The organism is Spirosoma sp. KNUC1025, assembly GCF_045160025.1.
GTDB lineage: Bacteria > Bacteroidota > Bacteroidia > Cytophagales > Spirosomataceae > Spirosoma.
In genome coordinates, this window is sequence record NZ_CP087141.1 from 226818 (window position 1) to 248580 (window position 21763).

Genomic DNA, 21763 nt, shown 5'->3' on the forward strand with positions numbered 1-21763 from the left:
AGATTGATGGCCTAAGAATTTGTAATTGGGGTCGTAGTGAAACGGCGCTCATCAGGTTTGATAGAGAGGTCGTTAATGCTGGCAAACCGTTTTCTCATCAGGCCATTTTGGTCGAACTCCCAAAGTTCATTACCATAGCTTCGATACCATTGCCCGCTGGCATCATGCCACTCATATTCGAACCTGACTGCTATTCGATTCTCGCCATAGGTCCACAGTTCTTTCTTTAGTTTGTAATCGAGTTCCTTTTCCCATTTACGGGTCAAAAAGGCTTGCACCTCCGCTCGTCCGTTAATGAATTCAGTACGATTGCGCCACTCGGTGTCTACCGTGTAGGCTAAACTGACTTTTTCAGGATTTTTGCTGTTCCAGGCATCTTCAGCCATCTGTACTTTTTGCAATGCCATCTCAAGCGTAAATGGCGGCAGGGGTGGTCGCAAGGTTGGATTGTAACTAGGTTGAGCAAGTACCTCGTCCCACATGGTGTCACCGCACGCTTCGATCACAAATGGCCGACCGTCATCGTCGAATTGTGAATTTGGGTTCGTTGTTTTCATACTGAGTTGGTTTAAGCGGTTATCCGGAAATTGGCTTTACAAATAGTCTAGACGAAAGTAATTGAAAATGGACGGTTTCCTTTCCGGAAAGCCTGTATAGCCGCCTTATTACCCAGAATAGCCCGCAAATCATTCTGTTTGCCTTCTTCGGGAGTTACAGTGATCAATCGCCAGTCGCGGTAGCCGGGTGGAATTTTAATTCCGATGGTTGAATCGATTTGAAGCCTGTCGGGTTGCGAAGAATTTAGGCGGGTAACATGACCCGCTGCCAGGAGACTACTAGCCAGTAGGGCTGCAATTAGTTTCATTTTCTATGCGAATAAAAAAATGGGGAATACAATTTTTAGGCGGTAAAGCTTGTCTTAAAGGGCTAACCGGTTCGCTTCAACGATGGCATTGGCAAAAGCGGTTGGGGGGGGCGTCTCCATGCTGAGTTGTTCCTGGAAAGAGTTAAAAACGAATCCTTTTTCCCAGTGGCTCATAAAATTAACCGAGGGTCCAGCTATCAAAATTTAGCTAGCCTTCAGTCGGTCATCGTTACTGGCGAACCGGACATTTTTTGGGGCCAATTGGTCAGGACGCTTCGCCGAAACATTATCACTTGTCCGTCAGCTTACTCTCCTTGATGCCTAATCCGCTCCCGGTGCTGTTTGCCCCAATTGATCATCTCCAGAATAATCCTTCCAAATGATTGACAATAGTCTGTCGAGGTATATTCCACCCCAACCGGCGTCGTTGGAATCACCGTTCGGAGAATTAGTCCATTGGCTTCCATCTCTTTCAATTCTCTGGACAACATTCGGGTTGTAATGCCGGGAATACTTCACTCGATTTCCCGGAAGCGTCTGTTGCCGTTACAAATCGAATTGATAATGGGAAGCTTCCATTTACCCCCAATTACATATATCGTATCCTGTAAGGCCTGTACTTCCTGGCGCTGACTGCGGGGATTACCCAACCCCTTATTGACGGTCTCTACTCGCTTTTCATCCTGCATAGCTGGTATACTTGGTTATACTGGTAACAAAGTTATACCAATTCGACAATACTTTTGCCCCGATCAACTTAAATGGTAAGAGTATGAATACGCTAACAGGAAAAATAGCGCTGGTAACGGGTGGCAATAGTGGCATTGGCTATGCGGCAGCTAAGGAATTAAAGGACCAGGGAGCCGAGGTACTTATTACAGGCCGACGAAAAGAGGCCGTTGAGCTAGCTGCTAATGAATTAGGCGTAACGGGTCATGTAACAGACCAAGGTCAGTTGGCCGCGATAGACGAGCTGGCAGCTTTTGTAAAGGGTACCTACGGAAAACTCGATATTCTGTTTATCAACGCAGGGATTGTGGGGGGAGCCAGCATTGAGCAGACAACCGAAGAAGCATTTGATACAGTAATGAACATCAATTTTAAGGGGGCGTATTTCACGTTGAGCAAGTTTATTCCCTTGCTCCATGACGGCGCATCGGTCGTCTTTTTATCTTCGAATACGGCTAGGATGGATGGAGCTAACTCATCGGTTTATTCGTCCAGTAAGGCGGCTATAAATTCTATCATGCGGATCGCTGCGGTCGAACTGGCTCCCCGTCATATCCGGGTAAACAGCATCAGTCCTGGGCCAACCCAAACCGAAATCATGAAAAAAGTAGGGTACAGTGATGAGCAATTACTCCAGCTAAACGATTGGATGATTGATCGCGTCCCGCTCAAGAAACTTGGTCAGGCGGAGGATGTGGGTAAACTGGTGGCTTATTTCAGCAGCGATGCCGCCCGTTTCATCACTGGTGCCGAACTGGTTGTGGATGGTGGCATGAGCTTAAAGTATTAGCCCCCTTAAGTAGTTGGAAAACCGGAGCGGATTTAGAATCGCGCTCCGATTTTCCGATTTCGTAGGAGTGAGCTTTTATGAAAAAATTTCTAGTTCTTTGCCTATGCCAGTCTAGTAAACGTCTCAATTAGTATGAGCCTCCAACAGGGGAATAACCTTCGTTCCAATTAAGTCAATGGACTTCATCAATTGTGCATGAGTTAGTCCGGCATTGTCCATCTGAAAGGTAAACCGATCAACTCCACCAAGTGCTTCGCTATGCCGAATCAGTTTGTCAACTACTTGCTCAGGACCTCCAACGACTAAGACTCCAGTGGGCGAGACTAAGCCATCGAATTGCCGCCTTGTTACGGGCGGCCAGCCTCGTTCTCGGCCTAACCTGGTCCATAACTCAGCATAACCCGGATAATAGTCGGCTATGGCCTGCTCATCCGTATCACCCACGTAGCCGGGCGAATGCAAACCTACCTTTAACTGATCAGGCAAGAACCCAGCAGTGGCACCTGCCTGGCGGTATAAATCGATCAACGGTCGAAAGCGATGGGTTTCTCCACCAATGACAGCCACCATAAGCGGCAATCCTAAAGCACCCGCCCGAATAAAGGAGTCGGGTGTTCCACCGACACCCAACCAAACGGGTAATTTTGGCTGCAATGCTCTTGGGTAGATAGGTTGGTTCACCAGTTTTGGCCGGAATTTTCCCGACCAAGTAACAAACTCTTCGTCGCGAATTTTAAGCAACAAGTCCAGCTTTTCTTTAAACAGGGCATCATAGTCTGTAAGGCTAAACCCAAACAATGGAAACGCTTCTATCGATGAACCCCGGCCAACCACTAGTTCTGCCCGACCTTTGGCTATAAGATCCAAAGTGGCAAAATTTTGATATACCCGTACCGGATCTGCCGCACTAAGGACGGTCACTGCACTCGTAAGCCGTATTTGCCTGGTACGTGCTGCCGCTGCCGCTAAAATTACGGGTGTTGCCGAATCCAAAAATTCTTTCTTATGGTGTTCCCCAATGCCAAATACGGTAAGCCCGACTTCATCGGCAAACGCAATCCTGTCCAGCAATTGCTCCATGGCGTCCGCGCTGCTTAATGAATTTGTCCCATACATCGCTGATGCGAAGCTATCAATGCCAATTTCCATCGTATACTGCTTAAGAGAATGAACAAATTTATTAGTCTCACTCAAACGGTTGATAATTGGTTCCCTAGCCTGATAACCTATAGGGAGCGAATCAGTAGCTATCGACGTCGTTGAGTAGGTTTTCCTAAACTTAGCATTAGTTAAAATACGAATCAGTGTAAAGGAAATTAGCTATGGACAGAAAACACAACTACGTATTGCCGTTTATATCGTTCATCGTTTTATTAAGATTACAACTACTTGCTATAACCGCTTTTGCCCAGGGGCCGGGGCAAAGATTACCCCTGCCGCCTATAGCGATAAAAGGTGATACGACCCATACCTTATCTAAACACTTCACTATGGCCTCTGCCGCCAAAAAAGCACCTGATGCCAATGGGTTTATTCAGCGTTGGCTGGTGCTGGAACCGATAAAGAAAGATATTCTCAGGAATAATATATTCACAGACAACTACCTCAGAACAACGTTTTCGGTCGATAATTTTTCCTCCGATTACACCACCGTTCCCCAAAATGGCCAAACGGTACAAGTAGGGAATCAGGAACTGAAGTGGTATGCACTGGACAGCAAATCATTCAATTTTAATTTATACCATTTTACCTACGCCATCAATAAGCCAAAATTTGGAATACTTATCTGGCTGGTCACGATTATCGATTGCCCTGAAGAAATCAAAAACGTCAGGCTGGCGGCTGGATGTAATTCCGGCAGCATGTGGTGGTTGAATGGTCAGGAAGCCTTGTTGCTGTCCGGGGATAGGGATATGATTGCCGATAATGGCACCTCTGCCCGGTTAACGCTGAGAAAGGGAAAGAACATTATTCGTGGGGCCGTCATCAATGGGCCGGGTATGGCTAATTTCTGTATGCGGTTTTTAGATGAAAAAGGATCACCCGTAACAAATCTCAGTAGTCGTTATCAAAACTAAGTAGTCGTCTGTTTACGCCACAAAAAGCTCTCAAATGAAACCAATGAACGTATCTGGCCTGACAACTTTATTCGCCTTATTGATCACACAGACCCTATTAGCCCAAGTCGGAAGACCCTTTATCCATGATCCCTCGACCGTCACTGAATGTGATGGCAAATATTACACATTCGGCACGGGTGGTGGCGGATTAATTTCCAACGATGGCTGGACATGGCAGGGTGGCGGAGTGAGACCAGGCGGTGGAGCGGCTCCAGATGTTATCAAACTAGGAGATCGTTACCTGGTCATCTATGGAGCAACTGGCGGTTCACCGAACCATAAAGGCGCTATTTTGACCATGTGGAACAAGACGCTGGACCCAAAATCCTCTGATTTTAAGTACTCTGAACCGGTGGTCGTAGCTACCTCGGATGGCTACGAAGAGAACGACGCTATTGATCCCGGTGCCATGCTAGATCCCACTACCGGACGCCTTTGGCTAACCTACGGCACTTATTTTGGCTTCACTCGCTTGATCGAATTAGACCCCAAAACCGGAGGGCTCAAGGTAGGCAATAAACCCGTCGATGTCGCCATTGTGTGTGAAGCCAGCACGTTAGTTTATCGCGACGGTTGGTACTACCTGCTGGCTACGCATGGGAGTTGTTGCGATGGCGCCAACTCGACTTACAATGTGGTGGTTGGTCGGTCCCAAAAAATAACCGGCCCTTACCTTGATAACGTAGGCAGAAGCATGTTGGAAGGGGGCGGTAAGATGGTGGTGGCTACCCGTGGAGGATTAATCGGTCCCGGACATTTTGGCCACCTCATTCTGGAGAAAGGTGTTGAAAAAATGTCCCTCCATTACGAAGCTGATTTAGAGCAGGGTGGTCGAAGCGTATTGGGCATCCTGCCGGTGGTTTGGAAAGATGGCTGGCCTGTGGCCGGCGAAAAGTTTAAAGAAGGCACGTATGAAATCGAATCCGTACGTAGAGGGTATAGCTTAGAGTTGGCCGTTGATTTTACCAGAATGGCCGTTGGCCCACGGGGGTTTGGCCAGCCTAACAATGACCCAATAAAGCCCGTTCCGGCTCAGCAATTAGCCGATGTACTGAAAAACTGGCCAACCGGCCCTATTCAGTTGCGAATAGGCGATTACATGTCCCGTCCCCATCAACAATGGACGATTACCGATGCGCCTGATAGCACCGGTTATTTAGGTGGCCCCTATTATAAAATTGTACTGGCAGGAACCGATCGGGCCCTAGCGGCCACTGCCGATGCCGAAGTAATCACTGTACCGGCCTTTACCGGCACCCCTGACCAGTTATGGCGCATCGATCAATTGACGGATGGTACCTACCGAATCATGCCTAAGGTAGTTCCCAATTCAGGCAAGAAGGTAGCGCTGGTGTCTTCCGGAGATAGCACACCGACCCTGGCCGAATTTGATTTCAACAGCGATAATTGTAAATGGAATTTTAGGACTCCCTAAGTTGTATTATCCAGAAATTAACCGACGTTTTCTTGAACGGTGGTCGGGTAGGAGGGAAGGGACAAGAAACGGCCCTTTTTGCGTTCAAAAAACCCGTTCAGTTTTGTAGTTCAGGGTTTTGACTCGCTTCAAGCTTTTTCTGAACGAATTTTGTCATTCTAACTGCTTTAGTAGTCGTTTGCTCTCTGCTATTAGTCAATGTTTTCTATTGATTGATTCTACTCCTCATCTTTCGGAAAGTCTAATCGCTGACGAGCTTGTTCAATAGCTAGATGTAATTTTTGCTCTAATACAGTGGTTGGTAATTGATGGGTTAGATATTCCGCCACTCGTATGTCGCCTTTGTCCAATTGCATCAGTTCAATGTGCTCTCGTGTTTTCTCGGCGCACAAAATTAGACCAATCGGCGAAGCTTCGCCTTCTAGCATTTCATACTGTTTCAACCACCCCAGATAGAGTTCCATTTGACCTTTATATGCCGCCTTGAAGCGACCTAGCTTTAGGTCTATAGCAACGAGTCTCCGTAATCGACGATGATAGAACAATAAGTCAATTCGGTGATCTTCTCCGTCAATAACAATGCGCTTTTGCCTAGCCATAAAGGCAAAGTCACTTCCTAACTCGATAATAAATTTTTGTAGCTCTGACAAAATAGCATCTTCCAGTTCCTGTTCAGAGTAGTTATTCTCTAACCCTAGAAAGTCAAGTACATAGGGATCTCGAAAAACTAAGTCTGGTGAGAGTTGATTATCGTTCTGTAGCTGGGTTAACTCTAGTCGAATTGTCTCTTCGGGTAGCCGAGAAATCGCTGTACGTTCATAAAGCATACCGTCCAGCTTCTTCTGGAGCCTACGAACGCTCCACCGCTCCAACCGAGCCATTTGCATGTAAAAGTCTCGTTTTAATTCATCTTTGATCGTTACAAAAGTGACGAAATGAGACCAACTGAATTGTTCAGACACTGTCTGAACAATCTGAGGATCGGGATATAATCGGGCTAGTTCAACGGCATTAGTCAAATTGGCAATGCTAAATCCTCGGCCGAATTCGGCAATCAACTGCTCGCTAAGTCGACGAATCGTCTGTTTACCGTATTCAGCTCGACCTTGATTTAATATTTCCTCATTGATTCGTTTCCCGATAGCCCAATATAGGAGAGTAATTTCAGCATTAATAACCGCAGCGATCTGTTGACGTGACTGAGCAATGAGACTACGTAAATCATTAAGCAGCGGATCAGAGTTAGGTACTATTGGATTCATAAAATGAATAATGGGGCATTAGAGAAGACACCTTGCCTTCAACAAAAGTAAAGAATCAAATAAGGGTATTCTAGACAACTGGCAATCGAATAGAATAGGGTCCTTCGTAATGCCCAACACCATCCTGCATGAATACGCCCAACGGTTCGAAATCATCGTGAATGTATACCCTATTCGGTGGACGCTTCGGACTTAAGGGTACAGGACGCTGCGCGTACTTCTTTTTTACGATTTCTTTTACCGCCCATTCTCCTTCCATACTCAGTTGCATCAGGCAATGGACGTAAACCGACTCCTTTTTGCCATATAATGTTACTTTAACGGCTGCTTGGTTTTTCTTTAGTGACGATGAATCCGTGTGATGAATGCCATACCCATTGGCTTTACCCCTACGCCTTCTGATCCAATTATCTTTTTCAAAATAGCAATCGCTGCTTCAACAGCGTCGGTTTCCAATACTGGATAGATCGTGATTGTAAGGCCTGCACCGATGGCGGCCATTCGGACGAGGGTCGCAGGTGAGAGATGCTGCATCAACGAGCTGGGCCCATCACCGCAGTCATAGCCGATGTCGAAATCGCGGCTGGTGCAGGCTACCCATAGATTTCGGGATGGCTCGTAGAGGGCTTCAATGGCGGTAAGCATCACAGCGATATCAGGGTTTGGCTCTGAAGATGGCGCGGCTGACGCGAATCGGGCAGAACACGAGCCATTCTGCCAGGGCCCTACAAAATGCAGCAGTAATCCTCGTTGAACCAATTCGTCAGCAAGTGGTGCTAAATCAAGAGGTGCCCGAAGTTGAAGGTCGGTGGTGATGTAACTAATTTCGTGTTTCATGGCAGCGCGGCAATGTCGTCAAGCGGATCAGGTAGCCTAACGCTCCGAAATTATGGTAAATCATTGAGTATTGTATAGATTTATGATAATCAGGCAAGTAGTAGATTATAAACTTCATGCCCTACTGTATTATGTCTGTATACCGATCGCTTCGAGGTCCCGCTGCTCAAACCAGTCGGCCAGCCGGCCCGACAGACCGGCGTAGGTATCCAGGTCGAATTCAAAGCCGTCGCGGGTTCTAAAGCCTACCAGGGAGCCTTTGGGATGGGCGGTATAGTCCGCAGGGGAATGGCCGGAATAGGCTTCAAATGCCCGCAGAAAGGCCGTATAGGCCGGCAGTTGCCGGGAACTGTTTTGATCATCGAAGAGCGCCTGGGCGATGCCGTCCAGGCCGCTGGTGGCTATCCAGGTCTGGGCCTCGTGTTTAAGGGTGGCCAGGACCGTAGCGACGGGTACGGCCAGCCCGCATAGCTCGTGGTAGCGCCGGTCGAGGTAGCTGCGAAAGCTACCCAGGGTCAGAAAATGGGGGTCCTCCGGCGTCGTTTCCTGCCAGTCCCGATCCCACCGGTCCGCCTCGACGGTATAGCCTAAGGGAAAGGCAATTTGCGCGGAGCCGTCGCTCAGGCGGCAGTACAGGTTTTTTTTGCGGGCTTGATCCAGATAAAAGGCAATGGTCATCAGACAGGTCAGTTACGGGTTGAACGAGCCTAAAGATACGAAAAAAGGGTATATAGTAAATACATTTCACGAAAATGTGTACACTGAGACGAACGTAAACCGACCGCTGGGGGGCGTTAAGCGACGGGTCCTGGGCGAAAAACGAGGTTTGATCTCTCAAAAGAAAGGGGGCCGGCGTGCTCTAACCAACAGTGTGAACAGCGTGTGCAATCGAAAGAAACAGCCAGCGAATTTGTAGCAGCGCCATTCATGGCCGGTGGTGATTTTATCAGTAAATGGGAAATAAAGGGTAATAAATGGGAAAAATTCCGCACAATTGATAAGCCCATGGTCCGGAATTTTTCCCATTTACCAGCCGTAAACCGGGGTTGGTAGGGGATATTTTATTCCGTTTACTCGTCAAAAATCAGCCCCGTTTAGCCGCCTTTGGGCTAGTAATTACGGCCTGTACGCCTTGATAATCGGTTCGTTTTATAAAATTGATACTCAAAAATGTGCCCCTTTTGGCGCGCAAATTTCCCCATTTTTCCCCGGTTATGTCCTTAAACCGGCCGGCGCAGAGGGATTTCCAATTGTGGATAACTAGCCAGCGAATTTGTAGTTTTGTCCAGCGAATTTGTAGTCGAACTAGAAAAATAGTCGTTACAACGTATTAGTAATCAGTGGCTTACGAAGCCGTTTTTGGGCCTGTATTATCTATTCAGTCTATTATAGATTATAAAAAAAGATAAATCGTATAAAAAGACGGAAATGGCGTCGAAAGAAAAAAATGTGGATAAGCCGAAAGCGGCCTGTGGCCGGCAGGATAAGTCAATAAAAAATCAAGGGGTCAAAAAATTACCAAAACATTGGTTAATACGGTTACATTTGAATGTTAACAGTATATGCAGTTATTTAGCATCCCAACAGACCGTATCAATCACCCACATGGAACCCAACATACCACTCTCCTACCAGCAGCGGGCCAACGCCCTGCTCGACCATTTGCTAATCACACCCGCCCTGCCCGTCGATTACGAAAACTGGAACATCCAGGGAGCCCTGCCCCAGGACTCCATCATGCTCTTCATTAGCCAGGAGCATATGGCCTCCTTCAAACCCTGGAGCGATTTTCTCTGCCGGACCATCAAACTTATCAATTTCGACAAGCCCGCCGTCCGAATCACCCTGTTTCTGACCCACCGCTACAAAATCAAAAAAGCCGACAAAATCTCCACCACCACTCAGAAAAGCGCCATCCGCGCCGTCATCGACCAGCTGCTGGAAGACCAGCAAACCCTGCACCAGCAGATCAGCCGGCCCGGCCGCTCCCGATTCCAGCTGGAACAGGCCAGCCAGCAGCTCCAGCACCTCCAGAGCCGGCTCCAGCAGTGGCACCATTACGCTGCCGCACCGGCCGACTTTGAGGTGGCCATTTCCAACTACGAACGCTACTACCTCTACCACACCATCAACTTCAAATACCAGACTGAAGACAAAAAGGGACGGCCCCACTACACCAACGAAACTGCCCACCTGATCAAAACCCAGGTTGATTTCAATCAGACCCAGGCTCAGACCCGCTACAACGTGGTGTTTCTCGATATGGACCAGATGGTTAAGCCCGCTCCCTACCAGCACAAAACCATCCATGCCTACCTGGCCAATTTCACCGACAAAGCGCCCATTAATTTCGGCAAGGAAATGGTTTATATCCGGCCCAAAGGGTCGGCAGCTCCCCTTCCGCCGGAGGACCCCCAGGAGCCGGGCCAATCCAGGCCAGGCCAGCCTGGGGGTCCGGAGCCCTCCAGTCCAGAGCCAGCTAGTCCGGAGCCGGAAGGCCCCCGCCAGCTGCCGTTATTTCCGAATGCATAAGGTCAGCGGGGATGAACGAACCAGCATCGGCCATTTTGTGCCATTTTTAGCCCCGCTGGTAAACGATCACCCCCATAGATGATAAAAGGGACATCCGCCCCTTCATACGAGCCGTAGCGCTTAAATCAGACCGTTGGCTAACTTCCTGCCCAAACCGGTGATCGATGATCATTTGTTCCTATATTTGACCGGATTGGACCAATCCCTAACGGTTAATGAGGCTCATCGTCGACGCCCGGTTTGAAGATACCGACATAGCCAGTGCCCATAGCTGGGTGAAGGACTTTGAATCTGCCTTCGAAGAACTAAACCGGCTGGTGCAGCAGCACTGGACGCTGACCAGTGCCCTGCTGGTCGATGAAGGCCGCAGCCTGATCCTGCCCATCGAAGGCATCGACGGCACGCCCCTGGCCGGCGAGTTGCTGGCCAGGGAAGCCGAGTGGAACCTGCTGCTCACCCCACCCCCGGAGCACCCGAGGATTTTCAGACCTGGAACCAGCAGCTCGACGCCCACTACGCCAGCTTGCTGACGGTTATGCAACAGTTGCTGACTGATCTGGCCATCCACCGCCTGACGGCCCTGCGGCTTGAAGGCCAGCGGCTGACCGAAAGCCAGCTGAATCAGTACGCCACCTACCTGGGCCAATACAGCCGGCTGCAGCGGCAGTTCGCTTCGGACCGTATGGCCTGTCAGCGGGCCGCCAAAGGCCCGCAAAACCCCTAGCGCGGGAGCAGACAGGGGAACTTTCCGGGGGAGGATGGGCCTTCTGAGAAGAAACGATTAGCTGTGTATACTACCCACCAGCCGCCCGCTTCCCCGGAGAGTTTCCCCCAGAACGGAGCCCTTTATCACCGCCAGACGGCCGTGTACTCGTTGGTGGCGACTTAAAACCATAGGTCCGAGCGGCCCACCTACGTCGATCTTGCCAGCGTTGTCGCTGATATTCAAACCGATGTACAGATTGATCTGACGACGCTGACCATCGCGCAGGCCAGTCACTGAAAAGACTCAAGGCTGCTCACTGAACGCCAAATATCCGCGCCGTATAGGCTCCCTTATTATGAATTTTCGAGAAACATTTTTGAGCTCGATCTCAGGGGTAGTTAACACAGTTGGGACGGTCGGCCGCTGCCCCACCTTTTACTGGACCCCGAAGACCTTAGCCGTATAAGCTCCGATATTCGTGATTTTCTTGGTGTTGTTGTGAATCGTGATATCATACAGCTTCTGATGAATCACTTCGGCTGCATACCGATCCAGAATAAACTTAATCTGATCTTCCCGGTGCTTGAAATCAACCAATAAGCGCTTATGCAATTCCGATGGTGTCGGTTGTTCCTGAACAGGCACCGTCTGTTTCACCTTAATAACGAATCGAATTTCGCTAATCGCCCGACTATCTTTGTGAGTAAACATTTTCAGGTGTAAGTCCGAACACGCATTGATTTCCCTAGTAGCCACCTGTAATACCCGTTTATTGAAATCACCCCATACCACGTACTTCTCTTCACCGGTTACGGGATCATAGAGCCGTAGCCGAGTCTTCAGTTCAATAATGGATATGCGCATAACCCCTGCTTTTTTCCATTGCGATACCATCTCGTAAATGCGTTTCGCATATTTACTGCTCAGGTTTACGGCGGGTTCCTCTTCGAAGGTTGTAAATCGTCCCCCCTCAAGGTTGAATAAAAAAGGCCTTAAACCAGGGGATAATTCAAAAGTCATCGTACCTTCACCGAAGTCGTATAGCACTGAGGAGTAGGGGGCTACCTGCAAAAGTTTACCATTTACTGGGATATTCATGATCTTTTGCATCATGCCCTCTGTAGCTCTCTGTAGATCTCTGTAGATCTCTGTAGATCTGCGTAAAGATTGGTCAATCCTTACGCAGATCTACATCAAATCCTTTACCCGGACTACATACCGACGAGTATCGGAATCATCCTTTTTGAGCTGAGACTGCACCAGGTATAGAATATTCTTTTGCAACGCACTCATGTCATAGTAAGCACTCGTGAGCGCATTTGCTTGAAACAGAATCTCGTTTTCCCGACTGATATGCGACAGAGAGAGCAGGGTTAACTGATTGCTAGGTAATGACTTTTGTTTCATGGACCAAAGTGAGATGGTCCAATAAATCGGCACAGTTAACTTGCTTAACTTGCAAGACCATGCAGCCTAAAAACCAACCTCTCAAACGGCGTAAATATGACGCCATCTTCAAGGCCGATGAACTAAAAATGGTTACTAATGGCCAAAGTGTATCTTATGTGGCTCAGGCACTGGGTATTAGTGAAGCCCTCATCTATAAATGGAAGCAGCGGACGAAGGGGAAGAAAAACAGTTTTTATTAGGCCATTCGACGGATGTACGGCTTGAGAATCAGCGTTTACAGCAGCGAGTTCAGCAACTGGAAGTGGAGCGCGAGATCTTAAAAAAAGCTTAAAGCATCGTCAGCCAGCAGACTTGAAATGGCACTATGACCTAGTCCGATGTTTAGCTGATGAGTTTGCGATTGAAACACTCTGCTCCGTTTTGGAGGTAAGTCGGACAGCGTACTATCGGTACGTGCGGGGCGATAGCTACCAACTCACTCAAGAGCAGACCAATAAGCAGCAGCTAGTAGAGCAAGTTTTTGTTCAGCATAAACGACGGTATGGTAGTAGAAGAATTACGGCTGAACTAAAAGAACAAGGGTACGTAGTAGGGCGTCATCAGGTAAGAAAGTTTATGAAACAAACTGGTTTACAGGCTATTCAACCTAAGTCTTTTGTGCCACGCACGACAGATAGCACGCATGGCAAAGGCTACTGGCCCAATTTGCTCTTAAATTAGCCTTTACCTCAAGGGCCTAATTTGGTCTGGGTCAGTGACATTACTTATTTGCCGCTCAGTAATGGCGAGTGGGCTTATCTAGCTGCCTGGATGGATTTATACTCACGCAAAGTAGTAGGCTGGCAAGTGGGCGAAACAATGAAAGATGAACTAGTTGTAGTTCCGTTACGCCGTGCCTTAAAGATGCGTCAGCCCGACCCAGGTTTGGTTACTCACTCAGACCGAGGTGGGCAGTATGTGTCGGCCGACCTGAAAGAGTTGATTCGATTGTGGTACATTAGGCCCAGCATGAGCCGAGCCGACGATCCTTATGACAACGCCTTTGCCGAGTCATTGTGGAGCCGCCTAAAGGCGGAGTTACTGGAAGGCGGAGCGTTTCTGAATGTGGAAGATGCACAAACAGAAATCTTCGATTATATTGAGATCTATTATAACCGAGCCCGGAAGCATTCATCGCTGGGCTATCAATGCCCTGAACAATTCGAGAATCAGTATTTTACAAATCTGACAAGTTCAGTGTGCCGCTAAATCGGACCACCTCAAAGATAGGTTATCCACATTGTGAAAGTCAAATGGACACGTCGTTAGTTCGCTAAGATTTTGTCCATAGTTTAACGGGCAAGACGAAGATTTTGTCACTAGTTAATCTTACTTTGTGGATAGATTTGACGAAGATTTTGTCTATAGTTAAGCGAAAATTAAGGGTGTAAGCTAATGATTATCAACGCGTTATAAAAGCATTAAAATATCAAAAGAAAAAAATTAAATGATTCACAAAGTAGTTTGATAGTAGGGTTTATAGGGGTAAAAAAATGAGAAAGTCCCCAAAAAGGTCCCAAAATTGCCGGGAAAGCAAAAAAAATCACCTCAAATAAGCTGATTAGCCCCGCGTCACTAAGATTTTGTCCATAGTTGGAGGCTAAATTGTTGAATAACAGCAGTTTAGATAAATATAAATCGGTAAATCGATAGTTCATTTTTTGACTTAATTGAAGATCCTATAAGTAGCTAATTAACAGGCTGATTGGCTTATCCCTCTGATGAGCCACAGTGATTGATTAACAATTACGTGGACACTCACTAGTTTTTTGTCCACATTAAGGAGGACAACTAAATGGCTACTAAGGCTTTAGATCAAATAAAGACAAGGCCCTGTCGCTGGCGGTCTTCCTCCAGCGGCACAACCGCGCAAGATTCAGTCCACCGGTAACCGTCCTGCCCGCGATTAGTTATCCGGGAACCTATCGTTACCCACCTAACGCCTACCCATGGGTTGCCAGAGAAGGTAATTCTTAAAAACCAGCTGCCCCCAGTACGAACGAATCCGGATTGGCTACGGACAGATGGACCGCATCACCCGCTTCTGGATCGGAACATCCATCATTGAAGCGGTGGCCTGGCTCGACCACGATCCGTCACTTGCCATCAAAAAGTCCATGTAACAAGAATTCAGTGTATCGTTAACTCAACTGATCACTGAAACTGAGACGCTGATTGATGAGATGACTATTTGAGACGGCTGGCATCTCAGCAGAACACTTGTATCAGCATATAAATGCTATCGCGTTGAAACGGGCGTCTTGTGAGACAACAAGAGTTCCTAAAATGTGTTAGCCATTTACAAGTCGATCCGTTTTTTTAGACTAGTAAATTAAGTACTTAGTTCAGTTGATGGGAAGCTTTGCCAGAATGTTGGTGCCCTAGGTTTTTGAATTAACCTATCCACCTAGAAACTGGACACATATTTTGCCAATTTTGCCGCAATTTGCCTACTTACAATTATATCGATGGAGTCAATACAACGGTATCATTTTTTCAAGGAAAAATACGGCAAAGAGTTATTGGTCGATCTTGTCGCTATTTCAGACATTAACAAATACATTGAGGTAGCGCCTACGCACAGACTTACATATTATGATATTGCTTTTATAACGGAAGGCAGGGAAAAAATTAGTTTAAATCAGAACAGATTATCTGTTCAACCTGGTGATGTGATCTGTTCAATCCCAGGAGAGGTATGGAGTTGGCCAAGACAAACAGCGATACAAGGCTATGCTTTACTTTTCGAAGAAGAGTTTCTTCTCTCGTTCTTCAATGATAAAGGGCTTCTAAAAAAGATTAAATATTTGCAAAATGACCGCTCTTTTGCAGTACTTAGGCCGGGTGAGCAACTATTTAGTAAGATCCTAGATTGTTTAAATCAAGTCGAGACTGAAATTCAATTAGGCATCGATAGCAATGAACATGTGCTTCGTGCACTGGTTTATTTAATCTTGGGGCTCCTTGAACGGGCCAAGGAAGTGCGAATTGAGACGAATGTCGATTCAATAACTGAACAATCAACCAATAGGTACCTATCTGCCTTTATAAAGCTTGTGGACGAGCACTATCTATATGAACATGAGGTGCAATTTTACGCCGATAAACTTAGCATAACGCCCAATTATCTCAATAGAATTACCAAAGAGGTTTTAGGCTTTACATCAAAAAAGTACATTCTTACTAAAATTATTCAGGAAGCAAAAAATTTACTTAGCTATACAAGTTTATCGGTTGCTCAGATAAGCGATGAATTGAAATTTGATGCCCCCAGCTATTTCGTTCGACTCTTCCGAAAATATGTAGGAATGACGCCAAAACAGTTTCGTGATCAACGTTGATTTGTATAGGGGTTTATAACTTCTGTTGTTACTATAGGGAATAAATTCTCACAAGCACGTAAAGTGACATTTCTATCCTCATAAATGTCACGATTCAGACAAATCGTGCACGTAGCTTTGTAAAACAGTAAGGGAATCAGTACAACTCACGAATATTAACCACCCCCTTACCAAAAGCAAACGCCCCATGTCCCATACCCCCTCGAAGTCGCAGAAACCTTCTTCGCCCATTGGCAGGCCAATCGCGTGGAAGACGCACTCGCCATGCTCTCGCCCGATGTCATTTACCACAATTTTCCCGTCCCCGACCTTATCGGTCAGGAGGCTGTCCGTAAGCATCAATATGATGCTGGCATAGGTACTACCTTGCAAGCGAACTGGGAAATCGTTCATCTTGCCGCCGTCGGCAATGTCGTTCTTAACGAGCGAATCGATAACTTCATGCACGCTAACGGCACCATTCTCACAGTACCGGTAATGGGAACGCTTACCATTGAGGAGGGCGCTATCACCGTCTGGCGGGACTATTTCGACTCGGCCAGCGCGGCTCAACAGTATGAGCAGCTCATGCACTCACTCGCGTAGTTTGCGCTAGCACCCCCCCTACGCTGCTGTTCTGCAAATGTTCTCAGTAAAAGCTGGTTTGAATTAAGATGACCGGGGACGGAAACCAGGAAAAATTACCATAGTTTTAGTAATAAGACAAAATAAACAGCTCCTGACAAACCTAGCCCTAACGCAACGATGCCCCACCCATACTGCCGACGTACTTTGTACCACATCACCCAGCTACTGAGGCATAAGAACAGAAGACATAAGGCAATGCCATCCATCGCCACCAGCCAGGTATAGGTGACCCACCAGTTCGGCGATGAGGGCGCGTTGCCTCGGCCGACGCCATTGAAGGTATGCAGGGTTCGGAGTTTCCCCCATACATTGAACGTGAACTCTTTCTGGGTACAAATACCTTTCCTAAAATCAACGTGTAAGCTCCGACCATGGCCGGGTACGGTGACCCGAAAATCCACGCTATCCGGTGTCATCGCTACGTCACTCACCTCTCCGGCAATACCAAGCTGCTGCACCACATGACCCATGACCTGACTACTATCCAGATTAGGCGGCACCTGAATGTGGGTTTGGCTGGTTGTCTGGTTTCGTTCTTCCCAGAAAGAGGCAAACTTCCAGGAACCATGATTCAAGAGTAAACCCGAGAAAGCAAACAACCAGATGAAAAGCAGTAAGAATAGCCCGACATGGATGTGCAATTTGCGATTCCAATACGTGGCTGAGCGGACAAGGGAAGGGGTAGGCATAAGGGCACAAGAAGTGTTAGAAAATGAGCAGTAGTAGGCCTGAAAACAACAGGACACCCAGTACGATAGCGGTAATACCTATAGGCCGTTCTACTTTCAAACACCACCACAGCAAAACGCCACTGACCGTCAGCCACAACAGCAGGTAGACCACACTATCAGCCATCACTTTCCAAATCGTTAAGAATACAGAATTGCCTCGCAATCGGGCATTATGCTGGCCCGGCATCGAGTGTAAATAACTGGTGGCCCTTACCCACCCTTCCTCTTGCCGGGTAATGGTTACGCTATCGGTCCGGGTATCGACGTCAATCTTGGTTCGCAGCCCTGGTTTTATGACGGGGAACGAGATATGGTTGTCGTTGCTGGATATGAAATCAATTTCTCCCGTAATACCAAGCTTTTGGATAATGGCTTTGGCGGTCAATAAGTCGGAGGTATCCCTGGGAATGCGGTCCAGTTTAGTGCGTTCAATGGGCAGAAGCTTGACGGGCATCAGGCTATTGAGAAGCTTTACATGATTAAAGGCCAGCACGCTAAGGCAAAAAATGATGACAAAGGGGCTAATAAACAGGCCTGTAAATAAGTGCAGGGCCCGGATAAGGGGATAATATTGTTTCATTGACTAAGCAAAACACGCCTACCCTCTGTACCTCCTAATACAGGCCGTCATAGCCCGTCAGGAAGCAGCGACAAATAGGGTTATGCTGGGAGAAGAAATTCACTCGTAAATTCTACTAGGACTTACCCGCAAAAGCCAGCACGGTACACGACTGGTTTAGCTTATCAAGAAAGTTGCCTTATCGTAGTTAGAGCGTCGTAAACCTCAGCCGTTTTCGACTGCACTCGGTCCAATCAGATTACGCTAAGCGTTGCGCAGCCAGCGAATACAGTGGCAGGTCTGCAACGGTCATTCACGGTTAGTTTCCTGTAACCCATAAATTCTCACAATTCGCTCAATTTTTTTGCCAACTGTTGTAAAACAACGGGTAAGGTATTGATACCCCAGTGTTCAATGTATTTTCCGTTTCGCAATCGTACTATGTCAATTACGTCGATACTTACTGGCCGATCAGTTGGCGGTATACCCATCAAGGTTCCCGTATGGGTTCCTGTAATGGTTTTGCGGGTGGTCACTAAATCGTCTTCAGCAACTTGCTTATGAATAATAACTTTCATGTCAGCCAGAGCCGGACGAAGAATATGATTGAAGGTGTGAATCATACCTTGGGGACCATTATCAGCCCCTGGTGGAGCAGAATGATTGATAAACTGCTCGTCCATCAACTCCTGAAAGCTGGCCAAATTACCTTCGGCAATTACCTCTTGATTAAAACGTCGGACGATTTGTTTGTTAAGCTGACTGTGAGTAGGCATATGGATGGGCAGTATTGGAATAAATCGGCTAACCAAGGAACAAAACTACAGGATAAATACTCATGCGTTGCTCATATCCTAAAACCCTCCAAAAAATGAGATGACGAAGCGTTAGCGAGCTTCTTTTTTGACGGAGCTTATCAAGGGACACAACCCGTTGTACAATCCTAGAAAGTAAAAACCTAATCCTTAACAAAAATGAAGGCTAGGAATTGTCGCTATATCAAACCAATAGCTGCGTAATTGCCCCACATAGGCTTTCCAGTCCGCAAAACTAAAGGGTTTCGCCGTAACGGCACTGGCTCCAAACAGCAACGCTTCTTTAACTAACCGTTCACTTGGATTGCTCGATAGTATAACCACGGGCACTAAACGGCCATGAGGATGATGGCGCACTAAGTGCAAAAAATCCAGGCCTGTCATTGAGGAGTGCAGATTATAATCCAGCAGGATCAACCGGGGACCTTTTCCCTTCAGGCCTAGAAAATACTCAACCGCTTCATTGAAACTATCAATATGAATAAACTCAGCGGCAGGAAATACCGCCGCAGCCGCTCGGTTCAGGATATCCGCAATCGCCTTTTCATCATCTACTAAAAGAATCGTCTGTTTGTGGGGCATTTCAGGCAGTTTTACGCTTTAGTAAAACTAAAGTGTTCCGTTTTAGTTTATACTCCCTGGGTAGCCTACCAACTAGTAAGTATTAGTACACCATGGATATAGTAGACCGGTTTACAATTTTAGTGGTGGACGAGGAGCCACCCATCTGCGATATTCTCACTCGGATTGCCCAAAAAGCGTTTCCTCAAGCCCAGTTTGTCAACACCCGATCCGTGGCTGAAACTTACCACTATCTGGATCAACAAGTGACTGAATTACCCCAGCTCATCCTGTTAGATATTGATTTGAAGGAGGCAAAAAATGGCCTGGATATGTTACCCGAGTTGAATCATCGCTTACAAGGCCGGGTACCAATCATCATGCTTAGTGTGCAGACTGAACGTCTAAAGGTATAACGGTCTTATCAGGAGGGAGCGGTAGCGTACACTCAAAAACCAGGGGATTTGAGTGGCTGGCAGCAGTACGTAAAGGCCCTGAAAGATTACTGGCACGGAACAGCCACCTTACCCACTGTCGATCCTGGACTTAACTGATCTTCCCTGAGTAACCTGGTGCCCCTTGAGCTATAATACAAACTTTGGGAAGTAAACTACGGACTAGTAAAATAGCTTCTAAATAAGAAGACGGTAAGTGCTTATCTCAAAATAGGCTCCCTCAAAAGAGACATAGGGAGTTACATGGACCAACTTCGCTAAAGCGGCTTTACGCAGAAGCATCGATGTACGCTGTGTGTCCACTAACATTCCCTACTTCGAGGCTACATACGGTGCAATCTAGTCGACTTCAAGCTGCGTCTAGGGGGTATCACTTGACCAATCCTCAACGCAGCCTTCGCTTTGCCGTTGCGAAACGGACCCAAAGTCAGGTAACGCTTCTGTACCCCTATCAGAGGGTGAGGTAGGGAAATAAACACGAGTAAAGCTACCCTGGCTCGGATGTCTTATGGTAACTACATTACTTGTTCAATCTAACCAGGGGTATCCAAGTCATTCAATGACTTACCCTGAGCCCATTCCCTGCTCAGCATCAACGTCATTTGGGCTGGCGTAAGCTCACCTCAAAGCAGCTACCATGACCCGGGGTTGAGCCTACCCTGAGTTGGCCGTTTAAAGTCTCCACTAAATGCTTTACTAAAGGAAGCCCAAACCCATAGCCTGACTCCCCGGCGGTCCCATGACTGGACGTGCCCTCCCCCTTCAAGATAGCCGCTACCTTGTCACTGGCCATCCCCTGACCCGAATCTTCCACGACTAAGCTTAACAGGTTGTAGGTGCCCTCATCCGTTAATTTAGTGCTGACCCGAACCCACCCCTGTTGGGGCGTGAATTTGAGGGCATTCGAGATTAAATTACCCGCAATTTGCAAAACTTTGTTGCGGGAAAAGGGGAGCAACTCCGTGGTGGCATCCGTCGAAACCGACAAATCAATGCCCTTCGCTCGGGCTTGGGGAGCATAGAGCTTTTCCAGCATTTCCTTAAATCGGGCCTGGTGAAAGACCTCATGGCTTACCGAGTCCTGCTTGCGATGGTGCCATTTGTCATCATTAACCAGAATTTCGTCAGCCAGGTCAAGTAGCGATTTGCTGCTGTGTTGCATCACCTCGATGAGCTCCAGTATCTCATGTAACTTAATAGTAGACCCGCTGCTGGTCACCAACTGGGCCATGCTGATAATGCCGCCTAAAGGCCCTCGAATGTCATGAGCCACCCGTTTTTTTGACTCTTCGAGTTCGGTGGCCTGACGTTTGAGATACGCCACTTCGCGGATGATGTTTAATCGACTCACCACTTCAGCCGCAATGATGTGGAGTAACTCGATTTTCTCCGGATCAAGTTCTTTGCTTTTGGGATCCAGTACGCAAAGAGCGCCCAGGTGCGTACCCTGGCTCGATTTGAGGGGTATCCCAAAGTAATAGCGCAAATGGGGGTCGTCGGCGACATACCATTGTTGAGCAAAGCGTTGATCAAGTTGTAAGTCTTTCACCTCCAGGCTGTCGGGTTGCAGGATGGTGTATTGGCAGACGGAGTCTTCCCGGGGCATCGACACTAAATCCAGCCCGTGACTGGCAATGCTCCACTGGGTATAGGAATCGATCAGGTTAATGAGTGAGATATCCGTGCCAGTGACTTTGGCCGCTAGTTTAGTCAGGTCTTTAAACGTATCCTGGAGGGCCGAAAAGTCCAAATCGTAGTCGGCCAGATCAATAACCCGTTGCCACTCATTGTCAGGTAAAGGATACATAGTTTTCAGGGTCAAATCGCTCAGTGCATAACCGGTTGTGTGCTAGTAACAAGTTTGGGGCTGAATGGCGAATGATACGTTGTAGTCAGCTTTTGGCTGAGTTAGTAGTAAATGAATGTGTTTATTGAGTAACTATTTACTT

At 47.4% G+C, this 21763-nt stretch carries 26 protein-coding genes and 3 pseudogenes; 13 read left to right on the forward strand and 16 right to left on the reverse strand.

Going from position 1 to position 21763, the window contains the following annotated elements:
- Positions 1–11: 11 nt before the first annotated feature.
- The 3 genes and pseudogenes from LN737_RS32935 to LN737_RS32945 form a co-directional block, all read right to left on the reverse strand.
- Entirely contained in the window at positions 12–482 is a 471-nt protein-coding gene (locus LN737_RS32935) for a nuclear transport factor 2 family protein (protein ID WP_231780457.1), read from the reverse strand.
- A 122-nt stretch (positions 483–604) separates the two neighbouring features.
- The gene (locus LN737_RS32940) at positions 605–865 is read right to left on the reverse strand and encodes a cytochrome P460 family protein (RefSeq protein WP_370636586.1); all 261 of its coding nucleotides are present in this window, start codon (positions 863–865) and stop codon (positions 605–607) included.
- A 305-nt stretch (positions 866–1170) separates the two neighbouring features.
- A pseudogene (locus LN737_RS32945) lies at positions 1171–1554 on the reverse strand (winged helix-turn-helix transcriptional regulator).
- 83 nt (positions 1555–1637) lie between these two features.
- Here LN737_RS32945 and LN737_RS32950 point away from each other — a divergent pair.
- Entirely contained in the window at positions 1638–2384 is a 747-nt protein-coding gene (locus tag LN737_RS32950; protein ID WP_231780197.1) for an SDR family oxidoreductase, read from the forward strand.
- Positions 2385–2507: 123 nt separating this feature from the next.
- Here LN737_RS32950 and LN737_RS32955 read toward each other — a convergent pair whose 3' ends face one another.
- Positions 2508–3533, reverse strand: a complete 1026-nt coding sequence (locus LN737_RS32955; protein ID WP_231780198.1) for an LLM class flavin-dependent oxidoreductase — start codon at positions 3531–3533, stop codon at positions 2508–2510.
- A 341-nt stretch (positions 3534–3874) separates the two neighbouring features.
- Between LN737_RS32955 and LN737_RS32960 the strand changes: the two genes are divergently transcribed.
- Positions 3875–4462, forward strand: coding sequence for an acetylxylan esterase (locus tag LN737_RS32960; RefSeq protein WP_405520757.1), 588 nt, complete (start codon positions 3875–3877; stop codon positions 4460–4462).
- 34 nt (positions 4463–4496) lie between these two features.
- Positions 4497–5939 (forward strand): family 43 glycosylhydrolase, encoded by a 1443-nt coding sequence (locus LN737_RS32965; RefSeq protein ID WP_231780200.1) that lies wholly within the window; start codon positions 4497–4499, stop codon positions 5937–5939.
- A gap of 218 nt (positions 5940–6157) precedes the next feature.
- Here the strand turns inward: LN737_RS32965 and LN737_RS32970 are convergent, their stop codons facing one another.
- The 4 genes from LN737_RS32970 to LN737_RS32985 form a co-directional block, all read right to left on the reverse strand.
- Positions 6158–7201: a YhcG family protein gene (locus LN737_RS32970; protein ID WP_231780201.1), complete on the reverse strand. Its 1044-nt coding sequence runs from the start codon at positions 7199–7201 to the stop codon at positions 6158–6160.
- A 70-nt stretch (positions 7202–7271) separates the two neighbouring features.
- The gene (locus LN737_RS32975) at positions 7272–7472 is read right to left on the reverse strand and encodes a hypothetical protein (RefSeq protein ID WP_231780202.1); all 201 of its coding nucleotides are present in this window, start codon (positions 7470–7472) and stop codon (positions 7272–7274) included.
- 68 nt (positions 7473–7540) lie between these two features.
- Positions 7541–8038, reverse strand: coding sequence for a hypothetical protein (locus LN737_RS32980; RefSeq protein ID WP_231780203.1), 498 nt, complete (start codon positions 8036–8038; stop codon positions 7541–7543).
- A gap of 129 nt (positions 8039–8167) precedes the next feature.
- Complete coding sequence (locus LN737_RS32985) at positions 8168–8716, reverse strand: hypothetical protein (protein ID WP_231780204.1); 549 nt, start codon at positions 8714–8716, stop codon at positions 8168–8170.
- Between the two features lie 204 nt (positions 8717–8920).
- Between LN737_RS32985 and LN737_RS32990 the strand changes: the two genes are divergently transcribed.
- The 4 genes from LN737_RS32990 (at position 8921) to LN737_RS33005 (ending at position 11294) form a co-directional block, all read left to right on the forward strand.
- Positions 8921–9091 carry a hypothetical protein gene (locus tag LN737_RS32990; RefSeq protein ID WP_231780205.1) on the forward strand — a complete coding sequence of 57 codons (171 nt, stop codon included), beginning with the start codon at positions 8921–8923 and terminating at the stop codon, positions 9089–9091.
- Positions 9092–9643: 552 nt separating this feature from the next.
- Positions 9644–10570 (forward strand): hypothetical protein, encoded by a 927-nt coding sequence (locus LN737_RS32995; RefSeq protein WP_231780206.1) that lies wholly within the window; start codon positions 9644–9646, stop codon positions 10568–10570.
- Positions 10571–10785: 215 nt separating this feature from the next.
- Entirely contained in the window at positions 10786–11100 is a 315-nt protein-coding gene (locus LN737_RS33000; protein ID WP_231780207.1) for a hypothetical protein, read from the forward strand.
- Positions 11101–11105: 5 nt separating this feature from the next.
- The gene (locus LN737_RS33005; RefSeq protein WP_231780208.1) at positions 11106–11294 is read left to right on the forward strand and encodes a hypothetical protein; all 189 of its coding nucleotides are present in this window, start codon (positions 11106–11108) and stop codon (positions 11292–11294) included.
- Between the two features lie 57 nt (positions 11295–11351).
- Here the strand turns inward: LN737_RS33005 and LN737_RS33010 are convergent, their stop codons facing one another.
- From LN737_RS33010 to LN737_RS33020, 3 genes and pseudogenes are all read right to left on the reverse strand, one after another.
- Positions 11352–11570, reverse strand: a complete 219-nt coding sequence (locus tag LN737_RS33010; RefSeq protein WP_405520761.1) for a hypothetical protein — start codon at positions 11568–11570, stop codon at positions 11352–11354.
- A gap of 141 nt (positions 11571–11711) precedes the next feature.
- Positions 11712–12170, reverse strand: coding sequence for a hypothetical protein (locus tag LN737_RS33015; protein WP_370636607.1), 459 nt, complete (start codon positions 12168–12170; stop codon positions 11712–11714).
- 6 nt (positions 12171–12176) lie between these two features.
- Positions 12177–12683 (reverse strand): annotated as a pseudogene (locus LN737_RS33020) (replication initiation protein); the annotation flags it as partial.
- Between the two features lie 59 nt (positions 12684–12742).
- On the opposite strand from LN737_RS33020, the gene LN737_RS33025 reads away from it, so the two are divergent.
- From LN737_RS33025 to LN737_RS33045, 5 genes and pseudogenes are all read left to right on the forward strand, one after another.
- Positions 12743–12925, forward strand: coding sequence for a transposase (locus tag LN737_RS33025; protein WP_405520763.1), 183 nt, complete (start codon positions 12743–12745; stop codon positions 12923–12925).
- Positions 12926–13139: 214 nt separating this feature from the next.
- Complete coding sequence (locus LN737_RS33030) at positions 13140–13406, forward strand: IS3 family transposase (RefSeq protein WP_231780458.1); 267 nt, start codon at positions 13140–13142, stop codon at positions 13404–13406.
- 21 nt (positions 13407–13427) lie between these two features.
- Positions 13428–13934, forward strand: coding sequence for an IS3 family transposase (locus LN737_RS33035; protein WP_255709222.1), 507 nt, complete (start codon positions 13428–13430; stop codon positions 13932–13934).
- A gap of 1259 nt (positions 13935–15193) precedes the next feature.
- Entirely contained in the window at positions 15194–16066 is an 873-nt protein-coding gene (locus LN737_RS33040; RefSeq protein ID WP_231780210.1) for an AraC family transcriptional regulator, read from the forward strand.
- A 213-nt stretch (positions 16067–16279) separates the two neighbouring features.
- Positions 16280–16651 (forward strand): annotated as a pseudogene (locus LN737_RS33045) (limonene-1,2-epoxide hydrolase family protein); the annotation flags it as partial.
- 95 nt (positions 16652–16746) lie between these two features.
- On the opposite strand, the gene LN737_RS33050 reads toward LN737_RS33045, so the two are convergent.
- The 4 genes from LN737_RS33050 to LN737_RS33065 all read right to left on the reverse strand — a co-directional run bounded on the left by LN737_RS33050 (position 16747) and on the right by LN737_RS33065 (position 19380).
- Positions 16747–17382, reverse strand: a complete 636-nt coding sequence (locus LN737_RS33050; RefSeq protein ID WP_231780212.1) for a hypothetical protein — start codon at positions 17380–17382, stop codon at positions 16747–16749.
- A 16-nt stretch (positions 17383–17398) separates the two neighbouring features.
- Positions 17399–18004 (reverse strand): PepSY domain-containing protein, encoded by a 606-nt coding sequence (locus LN737_RS33055; RefSeq protein ID WP_231780213.1) that lies wholly within the window; start codon positions 18002–18004, stop codon positions 17399–17401.
- A 323-nt stretch (positions 18005–18327) separates the two neighbouring features.
- Positions 18328–18759 carry an ester cyclase gene (locus tag LN737_RS33060; protein ID WP_231780214.1) on the reverse strand — a complete coding sequence of 144 codons (432 nt, stop codon included), beginning with the start codon at positions 18757–18759 and terminating at the stop codon, positions 18328–18330.
- Between the two features lie 189 nt (positions 18760–18948).
- Entirely contained in the window at positions 18949–19380 is a 432-nt protein-coding gene (locus tag LN737_RS33065; RefSeq protein WP_231780215.1) for a response regulator, read from the reverse strand.
- Positions 19381–19472: 92 nt separating this feature from the next.
- Here LN737_RS33065 and LN737_RS33070 point away from each other — a divergent pair, with 92 nt between their 5' ends.
- Positions 19473–19775, forward strand: a complete 303-nt coding sequence (locus LN737_RS33070; RefSeq protein WP_231780216.1) for a response regulator — start codon at positions 19473–19475, stop codon at positions 19773–19775.
- Between the two features lie 637 nt (positions 19776–20412).
- Here the strand turns inward: LN737_RS33070 and LN737_RS33075 are convergent.
- Entirely contained in the window at positions 20413–21621 is a 1209-nt protein-coding gene (locus LN737_RS33075; RefSeq protein ID WP_231780092.1) for a HAMP domain-containing sensor histidine kinase, read from the reverse strand.
- Positions 21622–21763 lie beyond the last annotated feature (142 nt).